The organism is Streptomyces sp. NPDC044106 (assembly GCF_056433985.1).
This window is the reverse complement of record NZ_JBWKFZ010000012.1, coordinates 17,466-33,362: the sequence shown is the minus strand read 5'-3', so window position 1 is coordinate 33,362 and position 15,897 is coordinate 17,466. Positions and strand designations below refer to the sequence as shown.

The window sequence follows — 15,897 nt, the reverse complement described above, 5'->3', positions numbered from 1 at the left end:
CGCCCCGGCGCGCGTTCCGGTAGCGCGGCAGGCGCGCCCTGTCGCGGCGTGCCGGTGAAGCCGCAGGTCAGCGCGTGGCGCGCCACCTGCTGGCGCGCCCACGGGCGGGCGCGGTGTCTGCTCGGAGGTGGCATCCTGCCGGGGCCCGGCACGTCCTCGGGGGCGCGCCCGGACGGCTCGGCGCGCCACCAGCAGGGGCACGGTGGCGCGGGGCGCGCTTCTTTTTGGTGGCGCCTCGGACGCCGCGTCGTCACCGCCATGCGCGAGGGGCGGTAGCGCGGGAGCGCGCCTGCTCCTGCCGCCATGGCGCGCTGCCTGCGCGGGAAGGAGCGCCGGTGTGGTGGCGTGGCGCGCGCCCGGATGGGCGGTGGCGCGCCGGCGCGGGTACAGGGACGCGCGGGCGCGCCACCGGCAGGTGGGGGGCGCGTCCTTCCGGTACGGAGTGCGAAGTGGCGCGCCCGGGACATCCGAAGCGCGCCACCTCATGGTCCTTCAGCCGACGGTGGCGAGGTCGGAGTAGAGCGTCGCGAACATGTCGGCGATCTTCAGCTCCGGCTTGCCCGCGAGTCGGTAGGCGTTGGCAAGGTCCCGTTCGCCGCGCTCCTCCAGGAGGCCGATGACGGCGGGGCGGTGCTCGATCACGTACGTCCGCAGCTTCGTCATCGGCGGCGGCGTGCCCTCGTCGGGGCCGGAGATCGATTCCAAGTGCTCCTGCATCGACACGCCCAGGATGCGGGCCTGGATCTCCGCCTCGGTGAGCAGCACCGTCATCACCTTGTTGTGCTTCTTCACCTGGGTGGGCCGGGGCCGGGGGATGTCCTGCGGCTCCTCGGCTTCGCTGACCTCCTCCGGGCGCTCGGAGCAAGGCGGCTCGGCCTCCGGGTCAGGGGGCGGCGGCGAGCTGTCTCCGCTCGGCTCAGGCTCGCCCGCATCCGTCGGCTCGTCCTCCTGGCCAGCCTCTTGGTCCGCCGTCCCTTGCCGTTCGTCGGGCTGCCCGCTGCCCGCCATGCCCGGCTGTGCCTCTTCGGCCTTCGCCTTGAGGTGGTTGAGCGACTTGGTGATCAGGTCGTCGGCGCTCATCACCCCCCACGCGGTCTCCGTCGGCACGGCCGCGAGCGTGCGGCGGCCGTGCTCCTCGCGCAGCTCGCGCAGAGCGTTCTCGGGGTCGGTGGGGTGCATCAGAGCGTCACGTATGAGCTGGGCGGCTTGCTCGCCGGTCAGGGAGGGGGCGGGCCGGGCGGGCGCCGGGTGCTGGACGGGGGGCTGACCATGCTCCTGCAACTCGGCATCAGGGCGAAGCTCGGAGGCGGAGCGGGAGTCGGCCGCGTCTTGCAGGCCCAGGCGGCGCAGCAGTGCATCGACGGTGAAGTCGGGAAATCGCTGAGTCTCGCCGGGCTGGATCTTCATGTGGAGGCTGCGCACTCCGGTGAGCCAGGCTTCACCGACGGCGTGCAGGTCCACAATCGCGTCCACGGCCGCGGTGAGGTTCTTTTCCGCCTTGACCTTCCGGGTGGTGTTGCGGGTCGGCTTGTCGTTCTCGAATGCCGTGACGACTTCCGTGCGGGCGAGCAGCAGGCACGGGCCTTGGTGGCGGCGCAGGAGCCACAGCACCTCTCCCCAGCGGTCCTTGGCTCGGTTCCACAGGTCGGAGTCGATGACGACCGGGTCGTCGAGAGAGGGTACGCGGGAGCGGTTGCGCTGCGCCTTACGGATCGCGCGGTTGCGCGCGTACATGGCGATCTCGTCGCTGAGCATGTCCCACAGCGAGGTCATGGAGTCGATGACCAGCATGTTCGGCTTGTCGCCGACGCGGGGCTGGTGGTTTGCCCAGCGGATCGCGTCGAGGATGTCCTGGTACGAGCCGTCGTGCGGCACGATCTCGTAGGCGGCGCCCGGCACGCGGCCGTAGTAGTCGGCGGTGCCTTCGGTGCCGCCGATCTCGATCCAGTACGTCATGCCGACCAGGTCCGACCCGGAGCCGCGCGCGGCCTCGTAGCTCTTGCCGGTCTTCTCCAGGCCAGTGAGCAGGATGATCGGTGGGTTCGGTTTGCCGGTGGGCTTCCGGCTCTTGCGGGTGCGCTGGGGCGCGGTGATGCCAGCCACGGAATGGGGCCTTTCGCTTCGGGTCTTCCGGGTTGCTCTCCCGGATGTTGCGGCGCGCAGGGCCTTAGCTTCGCGCCCTGACGTCCGCTGTACTATTTTAGCGTGTCTGGGCGGAGATTCAATGCGGTGCAGCAGGTCAACGTCCTGCCCCTCGGATGCGGACCCCAGCTCACGGAGGACCACGTCGGCACCGAACACAGCAGCGGCGGGCGCCCCGGCCAGGGGCGCCCGCCGCGAAGTCGTGCAGGTATGGAACCTCAGGGGGTCTGAGCGGCCTCGTTGTCAGCCTCCAGGCCCTCCAGGTTCACTCCGTCGCCGCGCTCCTCCTGCTTCTCCGCTCGGTAGCGGGAGTCGAAGCGCGGGCCGACGTTCTTCCGGCCGTTCTGTGGGCTCTGCCCAAGGCGGCGTCCGAGCTGGGTCGGGTTCAGATCACCTCGCGGGCCGAACCGGTGAGCCTCGTCGGCATCCCGGGCCGCTTTGTAGATGGCGTACAGCTCCTCCTCGCGCAGCACCTTGACCGACTCGCCCTCCGGGGCGGCCGCCGGCTCCGGCTCGGGCCGCTCCGACGCCTCGCCCTTCGCGACGACGGCGGGGGCCTCTGTCTGCTGTTCGGGGGCAAGGTCCGCACCCCCTTGGGCGGACGCCTCCGCCACTGGCCTTGCTGCTGTCGCGCTTTGCGGAGGCGCCACGGAGGCGGTCATCCCCGCATCGAGCAGTGCACCCGTACCGTCCTCGTCGACCCAGTCCGAGCCAGCACCGCGCGCACGGACGAAGCCGGAGATGTGCAGCCCGAAGCTGCCTCCCAACGGCACCATAGCGGCCACGGCGCTACCGACGGCGTACACGTACACGCGGTTCTCCACCATCACGACCGGGGCCTCCCCGGAGCTGAACCACTCCGACAGAGCGACCATGGCGTGGCCGACGTTCGCGGCGATCGAGATGCACAGCAAGAACGCGAAGATGCACCACAGCGACCAGTAGTAGCCGCCCTCTGTGCCCTTGTCTGTGCGCTTACGGATGCTGGTGACGGCTCCCGCGTTGAACGCCAGAAGGAGTTCGAGCGAGCCTGCCATGGCGGCGGCAGCGAGGGACGGGAAGCCGATGAGCGCCCCGGCCCAGTGGAGTTGGTAGAGGGAGGCGAGCATCATTCCGAAGCCCGCGGTAGCAGCTCCGATGCGGAGACTGCGGTGCCAGTCTCGCAGTTCGCGCTCCCCCTGGGTGATGGCGCGCACGGTCGTCAAGGCAGGCAAGACAGGTCCCTTTCGTTTGGGTCTGCCCGAGGGACCTATGCTCGTCGGTCCTCGGGTTGCCCAAACGATATAGGGCCCACCGCCTGATGCGCTGCTCTAATCGCTTACGTCCAGTCACCCCCTGGCCTCGGATGTCGAATTCACCATTCCAGGGGCTTGCGTGGCGTGCGCCGGTCGGGCCCGACGACCTTCGCCAGGTACGCCCGGTCCTCAATGCGCGACAACAGCCGCTCGCCGAGGACAGTCTTGATGCCGTCGCGGCGCAGGTTGGTGGAGAACAGCGTCGGTCTGCCCGACGCCAGACGGGAGCCGACGAGGTCGGTGGTCTCCCGGCGGACGAACTCCGTCTGTACTCCGTCCATCTCGCCACACAGCTCGTCGAGGATGAGCAGGTCCGGGTCTTCGACGTGGCGCTTGCGGACCTGGTAGCGGCTCATGTCGTCCGGGCCCCCGTCGGGGCGACGCCAGGTGAGATACGTGGCGTGCTGGACGAAGCGCACGAGCAGGCCCCGGCTGCTGGCTTCGTTGCCGAGCGCCGACACAGCCGTTGTCTTCCCGGACCCGATGTTCCCGGACACGATGAAGTGCATCGTGTCCGGTCTGGCCTTCTTCCTCTTGGCCTCGACGAGCGAGTCGAGCCACCCCTTCAGCGCCTGCGGCCGCTGGTAGTCGTCCAGGTCGGACAACCGCCACTTCAGGTAGTCGTCGTGGTCCGCCGCCTTCATGCTGTTCGTCCAGGCAAGGGTGCGGGCGTGGGCCTGCGGCACGGAGACGTCCTCCCAGAGCGCGATGGGGTCTTCTTCAGGCGGGGCAGGAACTCCGAGCTGCGAAAGGTCTGCTCCGCCCCGACGCAGGGTGGCGACCATGTGGTCCGTTATCTCGAACAGGCGCTTCGGCTCCCGCTGGGGAGCGACGCGTGCGGCCGCCAAGGTGCTCACCGCTTGTTCTCCTTTCGCGTCAGGCGGGGACGATGCCGAAGACGGCGCCATCGTCGTGGTCTTGGGTGGCTCTTGGAGTTGCCGCGCTGTCCGCTCCCCAGGTCGCAGCGTCGCTGTAGGGGGCGGGGCGTCCGCCGTACTGGGCGGGCATCGGCTTGTTGTTCCGCTCGTCGCTCAGCGCCCGCTGGAACTGGTGCGCCGTGGGGAAGTGGACTCCAGTGCGCTGGAAGGCTTTGGCCACCTGCTTCTGCGTGTACTCGGCGTCAAGGGCCTGTTGGCTGAGTTTGACGAGCCCGAAGTACCACCCGGACTTCTGCTTGCCCGCGTAGGGGCCAAGGTGCTGCTTCGCGTGGTCGTAGTACCAGGTGGCGACCTGCTGGGCGGGGGTCTTCTCTTTCGCCGCGCCGGCCCCTTCGTCTGGCTTCTCCCGTGCCCGTGTCTGCTGGTTCTTCTTCGCGGCGGCGCGAGCGGCGGCCGGAGGAGTGCGACGCGTCTTCTTCTTGGGCTTCGCCTGCGGCTGTGGCTGCGGCTCCCGCTCCGGCACGGTCATGGGGGCGTCTCCCGGCACGGTGGGGGCAGGGTCAGGCGTGAACCCGTCAGGGCCGAGGTCCCCGTTGGGGTAGCGAACGCGGAACGATCCGTCCTGCTGCTCGATGACCGGGACGTCCAGCTTCTTGCCGAAGGTGACGTAGTCCTGGGCCCACTGCTCGACGGGGAACCGGCTGACTGCGGCGCCCATGGCCGTCGTGCCGTCGAGGAAGCGGCGCCGCTCCAGCCGGTAGTAGCCGTGCGCGGCCAGTTCGTGCAGCGCCTTGCGGACGGCGTCGCGCCCCTCGCGCCCCTCGCCGTGCGCAAGCTGCTCGGAGCGCACCTGCCAACTGTCTGCCTGATCCAGGCAGTACGTGAGCAGACCAAGCGCGCGATAGCTGATGCGGGTGTCACGGACGGTCGCGGACTCGACCGTGACGTAGAAGGGGCGGTGGTTGTGGCGTACCGCGCTGCGGTGGGTCACGCTGCCGCCTCGATCATCGTTTCCTGCGGCAGCCGGAAGTAGGTGTGCCACGTCTTGCGGCCGTGGGGGCCCATCTCGTACACGCGCCGGGATTCGGCCATGCCCTCCTTGCGGAGTTCGGAGAGCGGTTCGCGGGCTTGGTGGTTGGTCAGGTTGCACGCGTCGGCGGCGTCCTGGACGGTGACCCATCCGCCGTCGCTCCTCAGGACGAGGTAGCAGTACAGGCGGAACGCGCGGTCGGATATGCCTCCGGCAAGAGCCGGAGCAATGGTCTGGGAGGACAAGGCGGTGGTCCTTCGGGAAGGGGGCCCGGCCGCGAGGCGGGGGGTGCGGGCGGCCGGGCCGTCGTTCGACGGGCGCGGGCTGTTACTGCTGGGCGCCGCTCTCGGGCGCGGCAGGAAGCATCGGCACGCCGCGCAGGAGGCCATCGAGGTCTCCCGCGTAGAACGCCTCCATCAGCGCTTCCTTGCCGCCGTCCTTCCACGTCGTGGTGATGGTGCCGTTCGGCTTGCCCCCGGGGATGCGGACGACGCCGGGGATCACTTCGCCGGTGAGCTTGTCGACGATGCCGCCCGTGGCCTTGTCGTACGTGGCGCGCTTGAGCATCGCGGTGCGGAACGCGGGGCGGGCCCGGATGATGACCTCCACCTCACCGTGCTCCTCGGCGAACTCGGTGAAGGCGTCTTCATCACTGACGTCGTACTTGTCCCTGGAGAAGGCCACCGTGTGCGTGGCGACGGCGACACCGTTGACCTTGGCGTCCACGGACTTGGTGCTGCTGTCGGGGTCGTCGTAGGCCGCCAGGAGCGGCACCTTCACGGCGGCGATCTTCTCGTCGATCGCGGGGACGACGCTCTCCTTGAACACCTTGGCGAAGACCGAGAGGAGAGCGGCATCGCCCAGGGACAGGGCGGGCACCGGCGTCTGGTCGGCGTCTTCGTACGACATGGGGGTCCTTTCTCACCCAAGGCGTGGCGGCCCAGGGCTTTTCGGGTCTGTCCTGGGCAAGGCGCAGAGGGTGCCGCCAGTAAGTACGTCGACCGGCGAAATCTGTGACACCAAGGCCCAGGGGGCTGGGTTGCTCTCCCAGCCAGCGCAAATAGTACAGCACGCGTCGGCGCGAGTGTTGCGCCGCCCGCCCAACTCCTCGCTAAGAGACCGCGCCTGACGGGACACCGCGACACAAGCGGGCTGCCCCTCTTACCTTCCCGCCGGTTCCACCGCCCTTGGAGACGTCACCTGGGGCGGGCGGACCCCGGGGCCGCTCAATCCGGAACGAGGGCGGCCCCGGCCCAGCGGCGGGCGCGGCCCGGCCATGAAGGCAGGTCCCGCTTGCGAGGCGGGGCGCCGCGGTTGAAGTCCGCGGGCTCGCAGACCGCTCCCGCCGCTGGCACCACACACCCCCGGAAGGACTGCCGTGACCGAGACCGTGCCCGCGCCGCCCCGCTACACCACCTACGTGCCGCTCGCCGACCTCACCCCCGCACCGGGCAACCCCAAGCGCCACGAGGTCGAGCGGATCATCGAAAGCATCCGCACCCACGGCTTCGTCGATCAACCCATCGCCGACGAACGCACCCACACGATCCTGGGAGGACACGGACGTCGCGAAGCGTTGATCGAGATGCAGGCCCGCGGCGAACAGCTCCCGGCCGGGCTCCTCCTGGACAACGACGGCGGATGGCTCATCCCCATTCAACGCGGCTGGGCCTCCCGCTCCGACGCCGAAGCCAAGGCGCTCAACATCAAGCTCAACAAGATCGGCGCCGACGGTGGCTGGCAGCCCCGTCCCCTCGCCGCGTACCTCGAAGACATCGTGACCGAGGAGGCTGCGCTCTACGACTCGCTCGCCATCTCCGCAGACGAGCTGGACAAGCTGCTGCGCCAGGTCGACCCCGAAACTCTGCCCGGCGCCATCAACGAGGACCAGGCGCCTGTGCTGCACCTTCCAGATGAGAGCGAAGGTCTGGGCAGCGACGGCCTCAGCCCGGACGATGACGGACGCGGGCGCCTGGCCACCTGCCCGGCCTGCGGTCACGCGTTCACGCCCGGCCGCTGAGGAGCTGTTCCATGTCCACCCGCCGCAAGCCGCGTCGCTCAGGCGCCGGGCGCCCCAGTCTGCTGTCCGAAGAAGTCGAAGGCCGCATCATCGCTGCGTCCCGCACCGGCATCGCCGTCGAGCTGGCCGCCGAGGCCGCCGGCATCTCAAGCGCCACCTACCACCGGTGGATGGCCCGCGGCCGCGCTGAACTCGCCGCTCGCGAAGACGGGCAGGCCCCGAACCGGGACGAGGACCCCTACGTCGAGTTGTTCGAGAAGGTTCGCACCGCACGAGCGATGGCCGGAGCCCGCGCCATGGCCAACATCAGAAGGGTCGCCGACGGCGGGATCGTCACCAAGGTCACGACGCGGAAGTTCCGCGACCCAGAAACAGGCCAGATCGTGGAGGAGATCACCGAGGACCGCACGGCACCGGATTGGCGGGCCGACGCCTGGTACCTGGAGCGGCAGCACCGCACCCACTACGGCAAGGACGCAGCACTGGCCATCGACATCACCGGACTGGACAGTGGCGAACCCGCTCAGGACGAACGCGTCGATCTCAGCGCACTCGCCGAGCGCCTGAATCAAACGCTGTTTGCCGTGCAGTACCCCGAGCCGCCGGAGTTGGAGGACGGCAGCGTAGTGGACGCCGAGGTCGTCGACGGCTGAGCGCTTCCGCATCACCGCCCTGGGCAGACCTCCACCTCTACGTCACCCCCTGCCCACCCCCTTTCGAGCGCCCCCAAATCGGACCTCCCGGTCAGCGCGCGACACTAACCGGCACCGACGGCCACGGTGCTCCCTCCCTGCTCACCAGCACCGGAGGAAGCGACCGTGACCGTCAACTTCTACCCAGGCGCCAGCCGCGCGTACGACTACTCGTCCCGCTACCAGGGCGACGTCATCAAGCCGAACTGCGGCGTTATCCACACCACCGAGGGCACATCGCTGCCCTCGTACGGCCAGGGGGCTGAGGCTCCCAACATCACCGCCCGGCCGAACTTCGCCAAGAAGCGCCTGGACTTCTACCAGCACTACGCTTTCAACCGCTCTGCCCGTGCCCTCGTCAACCTCGCTGGCGGAGTCGAGACGAACACCTGCAACTGCATACAGATCGAGCTGGTCGGGACCTGCGACCCCCAGCACAAGAAGACGTGGAATGGTGCGAAGGCCGGTAAGGACTACATCTACTGGCCGGACGCTCCTGACTGGGCGCTGAACAGCCTGGCAGCCTTCATGGCCTGGCAGTACAAGAACAACGGCATCCCGCTCACCGGCCCCTCGACGTGGCTGGCTTACCCGTCCTCGTACGGCAAGACGAGGGCCCGCATGAGCTTCGCGGCCTGGAACGGCTTCAAGGGATGGTGCGGCCACGCCCATGTCCCGGAAAATGCCCACGGCGATCCGGGTGATCTCGACTTCGCCAAGCTGCTCGCTCTCGCGAAGGCGAAGGTGAGCGGCGGGTCCTCCGGTGGCTCCACTTCCGGTGGGACGAGCAGGCCGAAGCCGAAGCCGCCGTTCCCCGGTGCCTCGTACTTCGGGCCGGGCAAGAGCAACTCCCACATCAGCCTGCTCGGCAGGCAGCTCGTGAAGAAGGGCTTCGGTGGGCACTACGCCTCCGGGCCGGGCCCGCGGTGGTCGGAGGCGGATCGCCGGGCCGTCGCTGACTTCCAGCGCTCCCGCAAGGAGCTGAGGGGCGACGCGGACGGCCTCCCCGGTCCGCTCACCTGGCGCCTGCTGTTCTCCTGACCCTGTTCTCCGGGCGGCCCGCCCTGCGGCGGGCCGCCCCCACCCTGAGAGGCCCCTGTGGCAGGCGAGACCGTCATCACCGTGATCGGAAATCTGGTCGATGACCCCGAACTCCGCTTCACCCCCTCCGGCGCCGCGGTAGCCAAGTTCCGCGTCGCCTCGACTCCGCGTACCTTCGACCGGCAGACCAGCGAGTGGAAGGACGGCGAGAGCCTTTTCCTGACCTGCGCCGTCTGGCGGCAGGCTGCGGAGAACGTCACCGAGTCCCTGACCCGCGGCACCCGCGTCATCGTGCAAGGGCGCCTCAAGCAGCGCTCCTACGAGGACCGTGAAGGCGTCAAGCGCACGGTGTACGAACTCGACGTCGAAGATGTTGGCGTGAGCCTGAAGAACGCGACCGCGAAGGTAACCAGGACCGGCGGTCAGCGGCCAGCCGGCAGTCCGGCAGGGCGCCCGGTAGCCGACGACCAGTGGGCGGCTGAGCCGCCCTTCTGAGTTTGAAGCCCTCACGCGCCGCGCAGTAATCTCCTGCGCGGCGCGACCCGCTATGCGCCCGCGGCGCTCCAGGCTTGCGGCAGCCCCAGTAGCTCTCCGTCGCTCTCCGCGCTCGGCGGCTCCTCGGCCGCCGTTGGCTCCTCGGCGACGCTTCCCGTGGGCAGTTGCCTCTCGTCGGAGCCTGGTTCCTGCGACGCTGTCGGCAGTTCGGCCGGAGGAACGGTCCCCGGGGCATCAGGGGACGTCGGAGGGTTCTCCGGCTCGGGCTTCGGCTCCTCCGGCTTCGGCTCCTCCGGCTTCGGCTCCGGCTTCGGCTTCTCCGGCTTCGGCTCCTCCGGCTTCGGCTCCTCCGGCTTCGGCTCGGGCACCGTCGGCTGTGTCGGCTGCCGCGGCTCCTCCGGCTTCGGCTCGGGCACCGTCGGCTGTGTCGGCTGCCGCGGCTCCTCCGGCTTCTGCATCTGCTCGGTCCCCGTCGGCTTCGGGTCCGTCGCCGGTCCCGGGTTCGTGACGACGACGGCCGAACCTCCGGATGAACCACCTGGTGCAGGGATAGTGTCCGGCTCGGCCACCGCGGGCGACGGCTCAATTCCCATAGCGAGCGCCACGATGTCCTCCTCACCGGGCAGCATGACCGCGGACGTCCCATCGTCCACGCCCAGGATGGCTCGTGCCGCCATCAGCACGGGCATGTCTACCGCAGCGTCCTGCGAGTCGAAGAGGATGGTGTGCACGTCGTGTCTGTCGAGCCCCAGGGTGCCCAACGTGAGAGCAGCCAGGCGGGGCGGCAGCGGGTCCGCCGCGCCCATCATGCTTACCTGGTGTGCCCCTGCGGCCGACTTCTTCGACGCCGACGCCAGCAGTTTCGTGTATTCCTTCAGCCGCGGCCTCGCCGCATCTGTGCTCCACAGCACGTAGCGGCCCGAGCGGGTCATGTTGGGATACAGCTCCTGCGAGCCCTCTTGCAAGGTCCACGTTTCGGCGTAGCCAGCGGTTCCGAAGATGCGCAGACCAATGCGCTCCCGCCCGTAGGAGAACGTGAAGATGGTCGAATCGGGTCCCGTCGCGGCCTTGGTTGCCATCACCATCCCGTCGGAGTCCGTGCACTCCGCCTCCAGGTTGTCGATGGGACTGCAATGGATCTTCCCGGCCTCGGAGAAGTCCTTGAAGTCGTGGGCCGTGAACGGCTCCGGCCCCAGGTTCCGGTTATCCCTGGCTACCTCGTCCGAGGTGGCGTCCGGGGATGTGTCCGGTGCGCTCGCCGCTGCTGAGGCTGGGGCTGGGCCCGTGTAGTGCCCCAGCATCCAGGCACCGGTCAACGCCGGTAGCAGGGCTGCGGCGATCGCCCACTTCTTCGCACGGCCGCGCGGGGGCGCCGGCTCGTCCAGTTCCTGCACGGGTGGCGGCAGGTCGACAGGCGGAGCGACCTCGACGGGCGGCCTCAGCAACTCGTCGAAGTCCTTGAACTCGCAGTGCTCACGCACCAGCCGCTCAACCTGCTCCTCTGGCAGGTCCGGCATTGCTGACTTGACCTGCCGCACAGCCGAGTAGAAGGACTGCGGACTCAGAAACAGGTGCCGCTCGCCGTTGATGTCAGCCACGCCAACATCGGCGAGCGCCACCTCCTCGTCGCCGTTCTCGTCCGGATCCAGAAAATAGACCTTGAGCGGCGGCGTGTCGGAGGTCACGGTCGAGCCCCCGGCTCCCGACCGTCAGATATTGCGCTGCTCAACTCTGCCGATCTCTTTCTTCGCTGGTCTGCAGAATGCGCGCGATGCGAGCGGCCGTCGCCTCTGCACGCTCAGGCGTGATGGCCTCGATATCCGTGAGCACGAGGTGACCGCCACCAGGCAGTTCGACTTCCTCGCGGTGGATCTCCGGCTCGTCCAAGCCGTCGCCGGTCCCCGAGTCCTCGCGGACTTCCTGCGGATTCCGCACGCGAGCGAACTCGCGGAGCATCGCTTCCTTCGCGGCACGAACCCGTGCCGGGTCACGCCGGTGGCCAGGCCGCAGTGACCCCGCGGCCGCCAGCATCCGGCGGGTCTCCTCGTCGTGAGGGATCGGACCGCCGTCCAGCGCCCGCTCCAAGCGCTCGCTCTGGTCAGCGCGTCGCGACATGCGCCCTCGCCTCTCGTGTTTCAACCCGTGTACCGACAACTCTGCTTCTGCCCACTGCCGCCGTCAGCAGTTCCTCAATCAGCTCGGAGGAGGACTCCCCGGCTGGCATGACCTCAGCGAGCTTACGCAATGCCCGCACCGTCAACGTACGGACTGCACCGGCCGTCTTCCCCATGATCTCCGCGGTACTCCCCGGGCTTTCCCCGTCGAAGAACCGCAAGGTCAAGACCTGCTGCTGCTCGGGCCGCAGCTTCGGCAGGTGTGCTGCCACGGCTCGGGCCAGCGCACGCTTCTCCGCGTACTCCTCCGGGCTCTGGCCCACCCGTGGCCGGTCGAGCTCCAGGTGATCGGCGTACAGCACTTCCGACGGGCGTCTTTGCACGGCCCGCAGGTAGTCGAGCGTGGTGTTCTTCGCAATGGTCCGCAGCCACGCGCGGAAGTTCGTACCGGGCCTGTACTTGCTGATGTTCTGGGCGACCTTGAGCCAGACCTCCTGGCTCAGGTCTTCGGCAACGTGCCCGTCCCGGATGTAGAACCGCACCCAGTTGTAGACCGTGTCGTTCAGCTCGTCGTACAGCCCCGCTATGGCCTCGGCTGCGTCCTCTCCGCCTGCTGCGGCACGTGTAAGCAGGGCCTCTACCTTGTCCGTCACGGCCCGATGTCCTCCCCCAAGAGCTGTTGCTGCGCTGATCCGCCGCAACGCCGCCTCAACCTGCCTCCACCACTCCTTCACAGGAGGAAGTACATGCTCCGATGCGACGCCGAGGCAGCATAGCCGGTCATTTACGAAATGAGTCGAACGGGCTAGCGACACCTTGCGACGTCCGCTGTGGTATACATTGCCGCCGCGGGCCGGGAGAGCAACCCGGCGCCGACACAGACCCGAAGCGAAAGGCCCCGCGACCATGCCCACGCCCATGAGCGCCACAGACCGATCCTTGATGCTCCTGCCGTTCGAGCAATGGGTCACCGTCGGTGCGACCGGCGCCAGCATCGTGCGAGTCGGCCGCCGACGAGGCGTCCTGCGCACCCGCGGCAAGGGCGCCACGCAGCAGGTCATGCGCATCTACCCCAGCCCGCGCCGCCCGAGCCGCGCGGCGGGGCCAGAGAAGTAGCCAACCCGCCCGTCCGAGCTTCACCGCACACACGTCACACCACCACTCAACAGCGCCTGGCCCGCCCCCAGTCGCCACCCTGGACGCACCCGTCGACAGCGCCAGCACCCGTGCGGCAGGCACGCATACCCCCTGGCGTAACAAATTCTCCCGATGCACGTACTTGTCGGTGCCGGACTGAACGCAACCGGCTCCATCCGGCCGGAACGGTCCGCCGGGGGACACCTACGAGCGAACAGGGAAGACGATGCCTCGCGGTGGCTCCAACGTGTTGCTGAGTTTCGAGACGATCGCCGAGCGGATGGAAGTCCCGAAGCGCACCGTCCTCGACAATTACAGGAGCTGGGATATCCCCGTCGTACGCGTCAGCGACCGAATTCTGCGCGTACGCGAGCGCGATTTTGAAGCCTGGATTGACTCGCGCACAGAGTGAATTCCGCGTGTCAGCGTAGGTGATATCGCAGCAAGCAGAAGGCCGCTCGCCGACCGTTCGGCTCCCCTCTAACGGGCTTGACCTGCCACGGACGCATCTACGTACAGTCCAACTCCCCTGGCCAGGGCGCCACCTGAGAGACCGACCGAGATTGCGAGAGGCATCCCGTGCCCAGAAAGCCCTCCGCCTACAAGCGGTGCGACTGCCCCGACCAGAACAGGCCCAAAAAGGGTGGATGCGACCACAACTGGTACTACAACCTCACAGTCGATGGCAGCCGCACACGGGCGTCCCTTCCCGACTCCGTTGGCCTAACGGCAGCTCAGGCCCAAGCCCTCCTGGACGGCATGACTCCCGGGGCGGCCCCGGAACCAGTCCAGGTGAACCTGACGTTTCGGCAGTGGGCTGCCGATTGGCTCGCCAGACGCCGGCTCAAGGAGATCACCTACGAGAAGTACGAGATAGCCGTCCGCGTGCACCTGAATCCGAGGTGGGGGAGCAAGCGCCTGCGCAGCATCAAGAAGGCCGAGGTGGAAGTCTGGGTGCAGGAGATGGAAGCCAACGACAAGCTCGCCAACTCCACCGCGTCAGGCCACTGGAAGGTCTTCCAGATGATCATGAAGGACGCGCTACAGAACGGGAAGATCTCCGCCAACCCCACCTACGAGGTTGAAGGACCATACGTCGGGCCGACGAAGATCTACGTCTTCACTCCGGATGAGTGCTGGGCGCTGTACGACAACTTCCCCCTCCACTACCGCCCCATCCCGATGCTCGGCTTCGCCTGCGGTACTCGGCAGGCGGAAGCCTTCGCCGTCTGTAAAGACGCCTTGGACTGGCAGAGAGGGCTGCTCACCATTCACCGACAGGTCCTCAGGACCAAGGAGACCGGGTACACGCCCTTGCTCGTGGAACGGCTCAAGACGAGCCCACGTCTCAACTCGAAGGTCGTGCCGACGCCTGGGTACCTCCAGGACGCCCTCGTCGAACACATGGAGCGCTTCCCGCCCAAGATCACCGAGACTGTCCACTGGCAGCACAAGAAGAAGATCGACGACTGCGCCCGCGGCCAGGCCCTAGCGCTCCTCCGGACACCTCGCGGCAACCTCATGTGCCGAAACTCCTTCAACGACTACGTCTGGAAGCCCACGCTGCTGAAGCTGGGCATCAAAGACAAGGACGGCAACCTTCCGACCTTCCACGACCTGCGGCACACCTTCATCTCCACCTGCCTCCAGAACGGCATCCCCGAGCACACGGTGGCCGCCTGGGTCGGGGACACCATCGACGAGCTGCGGCGCACCTACAGCCATCTCCTGAAGGACCACGCCGACACTCACGGGGCGATAGCCGCCAACCTGACTGCACGACCCACGGCTGGCCCCCTGCTCGTGGGCGCCGCGGCATGAGACCCCCTCTGCCCCGCCCCTCGTAGGGGTGACAAAGCAGGCGATGAACCTCAGCGGGGCTGGGGCCGGTGGTCCGGCCCCAGCCCCGCTGCCGCGTTGAAGGACATCACTCAGGCACGTCGTCATCCTCGGCATTCGTGAGCAGGGTCGTGGACGACTCCACCCATCGGTAGTCGTAGCTAGCCCTGACGGCCATTTTCGAGATGCGGTTTTGCAGCACGTCCTGAGCCGCGGCAAGAGCCGCTTCGGCTGCCGCCGTCCGAGCCTGGAGCAGACGGGGAACCCGCAGCGCGCCATCACCCTCGGCCAGCTCGAACTCGATCGTGACGGTGAGCAACTTGCGCTTATGCCCCATGACGACCTCCGTGGGTGTCCCCACTTCGAGGATCACTCCGGTGGCCTAGAAGCGCATCTCGGAGACGTGCGGGTGGCACCCCTCCTGCCGGTACTCATCAACCGCGCACGCACCCGCCCGACAGGGCTCTCGGGAAGGTTCAAGTCGGAAGGCGGTTCGCTGCGTGCTGTGGTATCGCGGTCGTACCGCGGAAACACAGCAGGACAGAGGCCGTTTCGACTGGCCGCGGTCGCTCATCGCCGACCTCAGCCTCACCTCGCGCGGCTACGTTCCTGGCTACTTACGTGGCTACTTACGTATCCGCGCGGTCCGGTTTGAACCGGTACGGAACGGGGTCTTGCCCGCCGCCCGCACCTACGAAAAAGAGCCTCTGACCTGCGATTTTGCTGGTCAGAAGCTCTAAGCGGCAGACGAGCCGGGCTGTACGCCGGGTTCTGTACCGCGGGTCCTCGCGGACGTCGCGGCGACGGCCATCCATCTAGGACCGGCATTGCTGCCGGCCTCGTGCGGTCTACCCGCGGACTCGGGCGGGCAGCCCTCGAACGTCCGCGCAGAGCGCGTTTCACGGCGCTCCTCTTGACCTTGCTCCAGGTGGGGTTTACCTAGCCGCCTGAGTCACCTCAGGCGCTGGTGGTCTCTTACACCACCGTTTCACCCTTACCCCGCGCCTGAACGCGAGGCGGTCTGCTTTCTGTGGCACTGTCCCGCGGGTCACCCCGGGTGGCCGTTAGCCACCACCTTGCCCTGTGGAGCCCGGACGTTCCTCGGGAAGCCCCCGAAGGGATCTTCACGCGGCCGCCCGCCCGGCTCGTCTGCCGTGCGGACCATGGTACCCGGCGGCTTCCCGGTCCCGACCCGCTCCGCCCACGACCCGTGC

General features: G+C 68.2%; 17 protein-coding genes and 1 other RNA gene. 7 read left to right on the top strand and 11 right to left on the bottom strand.

Annotation, left to right across the window (positions count from 1 at the left end; all coding sequences use genetic code 11):
• The first annotated feature begins 48 nt into the window (after positions 1–48).
• Positions 49–276, top strand: a complete 228-nt coding sequence (locus tag AC07DI_RS22495; protein WP_478905806.1) for a hypothetical protein — start codon at positions 49–51, stop codon at positions 274–276.
• Between the two features lie 216 nt (positions 277–492).
• Here the strand turns inward: AC07DI_RS22495 and AC07DI_RS22490 are convergent, their stop codons facing one another.
• The 6 genes from AC07DI_RS22490 to AC07DI_RS22465 form a co-directional block, all read right to left on the bottom strand.
• Positions 493–2,103, bottom strand: a complete 1,611-nt coding sequence (locus tag AC07DI_RS22490; protein WP_478905805.1) for a hypothetical protein — start codon at positions 2,101–2,103, stop codon at positions 493–495.
• Positions 2,104–2,360: 257 nt separating this feature from the next.
• Positions 2,361–3,356: a hypothetical protein gene (locus tag AC07DI_RS22485; RefSeq protein WP_478905804.1), complete on the bottom strand. Its 996-nt coding sequence runs from the start codon at positions 3,354–3,356 to the stop codon at positions 2,361–2,363.
• A gap of 140 nt (positions 3,357–3,496) precedes the next feature.
• A complete protein-coding gene (locus AC07DI_RS22480) occupies positions 3,497–4,294 on the bottom strand; it encodes a P-loop NTPase family protein (RefSeq protein ID WP_478905803.1) in 798 nt (265 codons plus the stop codon).
• A gap of 19 nt (positions 4,295–4,313) precedes the next feature.
• Positions 4,314–5,306: a hypothetical protein gene (locus AC07DI_RS22475; RefSeq protein ID WP_478905802.1), complete on the bottom strand. Its 993-nt coding sequence runs from the start codon at positions 5,304–5,306 to the stop codon at positions 4,314–4,316.
• Positions 5,303–5,590, bottom strand: coding sequence for a hypothetical protein (locus AC07DI_RS22470; RefSeq protein ID WP_478905801.1), 288 nt, complete (start codon positions 5,588–5,590; stop codon positions 5,303–5,305). Before AC07DI_RS22470 ends, AC07DI_RS22475 begins: the two co-directional genes overlap by 4 nt.
• Before the next feature lie 82 nt (positions 5,591–5,672).
• A complete protein-coding gene (locus AC07DI_RS22465) occupies positions 5,673–6,254 on the bottom strand; it encodes a hypothetical protein (protein WP_478905800.1) in 582 nt (193 codons plus the stop codon).
• A gap of 469 nt (positions 6,255–6,723) precedes the next feature.
• On the opposite strand from AC07DI_RS22465, the gene AC07DI_RS22460 reads away from it, so the two are divergent.
• The 4 genes from AC07DI_RS22460 to AC07DI_RS22445 all read left to right on the top strand — a co-directional run bounded on the left by AC07DI_RS22460 (position 6,724) and on the right by AC07DI_RS22445 (position 9,593).
• Positions 6,724–7,365: a ParB N-terminal domain-containing protein gene (locus tag AC07DI_RS22460; protein WP_478905799.1), complete on the top strand. Its 642-nt coding sequence runs from the start codon at positions 6,724–6,726 to the stop codon at positions 7,363–7,365.
• Between the two features lie 11 nt (positions 7,366–7,376).
• Complete coding sequence (locus AC07DI_RS22455; protein WP_478905798.1) at positions 7,377–8,018, top strand: hypothetical protein; 642 nt, start codon at positions 7,377–7,379, stop codon at positions 8,016–8,018.
• A gap of 165 nt (positions 8,019–8,183) precedes the next feature.
• On the top strand, positions 8,184–9,098 hold the full coding sequence (locus AC07DI_RS22450; RefSeq protein ID WP_478905797.1) for a peptidoglycan-binding protein: 915 nt from the start codon (positions 8,184–8,186) through the stop codon (positions 9,096–9,098).
• 57 nt (positions 9,099–9,155) lie between these two features.
• Positions 9,156–9,593 carry a single-stranded DNA-binding protein gene (locus tag AC07DI_RS22445; protein ID WP_478905796.1) on the top strand — a complete coding sequence of 146 codons (438 nt, stop codon included), beginning with the start codon at positions 9,156–9,158 and terminating at the stop codon, positions 9,591–9,593.
• A gap of 50 nt (positions 9,594–9,643) precedes the next feature.
• Here AC07DI_RS22445 and AC07DI_RS22440 read toward each other — a convergent pair whose 3' ends face one another.
• The 3 genes from AC07DI_RS22440 to AC07DI_RS22430 are packed head-to-tail and all read right to left on the bottom strand — an operon-like array spanning position 9,644 to position 12,360.
• Positions 9,644–11,278, bottom strand: a complete 1,635-nt coding sequence (locus AC07DI_RS22440; RefSeq protein ID WP_478905795.1) for a hypothetical protein — start codon at positions 11,276–11,278, stop codon at positions 9,644–9,646.
• 40 nt (positions 11,279–11,318) lie between these two features.
• Positions 11,319–11,708, bottom strand: coding sequence for a hypothetical protein (locus AC07DI_RS22435; protein WP_478905794.1), 390 nt, complete (start codon positions 11,706–11,708; stop codon positions 11,319–11,321).
• Entirely contained in the window at positions 11,692–12,360 is a 669-nt protein-coding gene (locus AC07DI_RS22430; RefSeq protein WP_478905793.1) for an RNA polymerase sigma factor, read from the bottom strand. The genes AC07DI_RS22435 and AC07DI_RS22430 overlap by 17 nt, the downstream gene beginning before the upstream one ends.
• A 265-nt stretch (positions 12,361–12,625) precedes the next feature.
• On the opposite strand from AC07DI_RS22430, the gene AC07DI_RS22425 reads away from it, so the two are divergent.
• Complete coding sequence (locus AC07DI_RS22425; RefSeq protein ID WP_478905792.1) at positions 12,626–12,823, top strand: hypothetical protein; 198 nt, start codon at positions 12,626–12,628, stop codon at positions 12,821–12,823.
• Positions 12,824–13,636: 813 nt separating this feature from the next.
• The gene (locus AC07DI_RS22420) at positions 13,637–14,665 is read left to right on the top strand and encodes a tyrosine-type recombinase/integrase (RefSeq protein ID WP_478905791.1); all 1,029 of its coding nucleotides are present in this window, start codon (positions 13,637–13,639) and stop codon (positions 14,663–14,665) included.
• A gap of 106 nt (positions 14,666–14,771) precedes the next feature.
• Here AC07DI_RS22420 and AC07DI_RS22415 read toward each other — a convergent pair whose 3' ends face one another.
• Together AC07DI_RS22415 and rnpB are read right to left on the bottom strand one after the other, a co-directional pair.
• A complete protein-coding gene (locus AC07DI_RS22415; protein ID WP_478905790.1) occupies positions 14,772–15,056 on the bottom strand; it encodes a hypothetical protein in 285 nt (94 codons plus the stop codon).
• Positions 15,057–15,427: 371 nt separating this feature from the next.
• Positions 15,428–15,831: RNase P RNA component class A (gene rnpB / locus AC07DI_RS22410), an RNA gene on the bottom strand.
• Positions 15,832–15,897: the final 66 nt, after the last annotated feature.

What these genes read in the sequence shown, in the direction of transcription:
- AC07DI_RS22455 (WP_478905798.1), top strand. Translation starts at nt 7,377, where the DNA reads ATGTCCACCCGCCGCAAGCCGCGTCGCTCAGGCGCCGGGCGCCCCAGT.
- AC07DI_RS22425 (WP_478905792.1), top strand. Translation starts at nt 12,626, where the DNA reads ATGAGCGCCACAGACCGATCCTTGATGCTCCTGCCGTTCGAGCAATGG.
- AC07DI_RS22465 (WP_478905800.1), bottom strand. Translation starts at nt 6,254, where the DNA reads ATGTCGTACGAAGACGCCGACCAGACGCCGGTGCCCGCCCTGTCCCTG.
- AC07DI_RS22435 (WP_478905794.1), bottom strand. Translation starts at nt 11,708, where the DNA reads ATGTCGCGACGCGCTGACCAGAGCGAGCGCTTGGAGCGGGCGCTGGAC.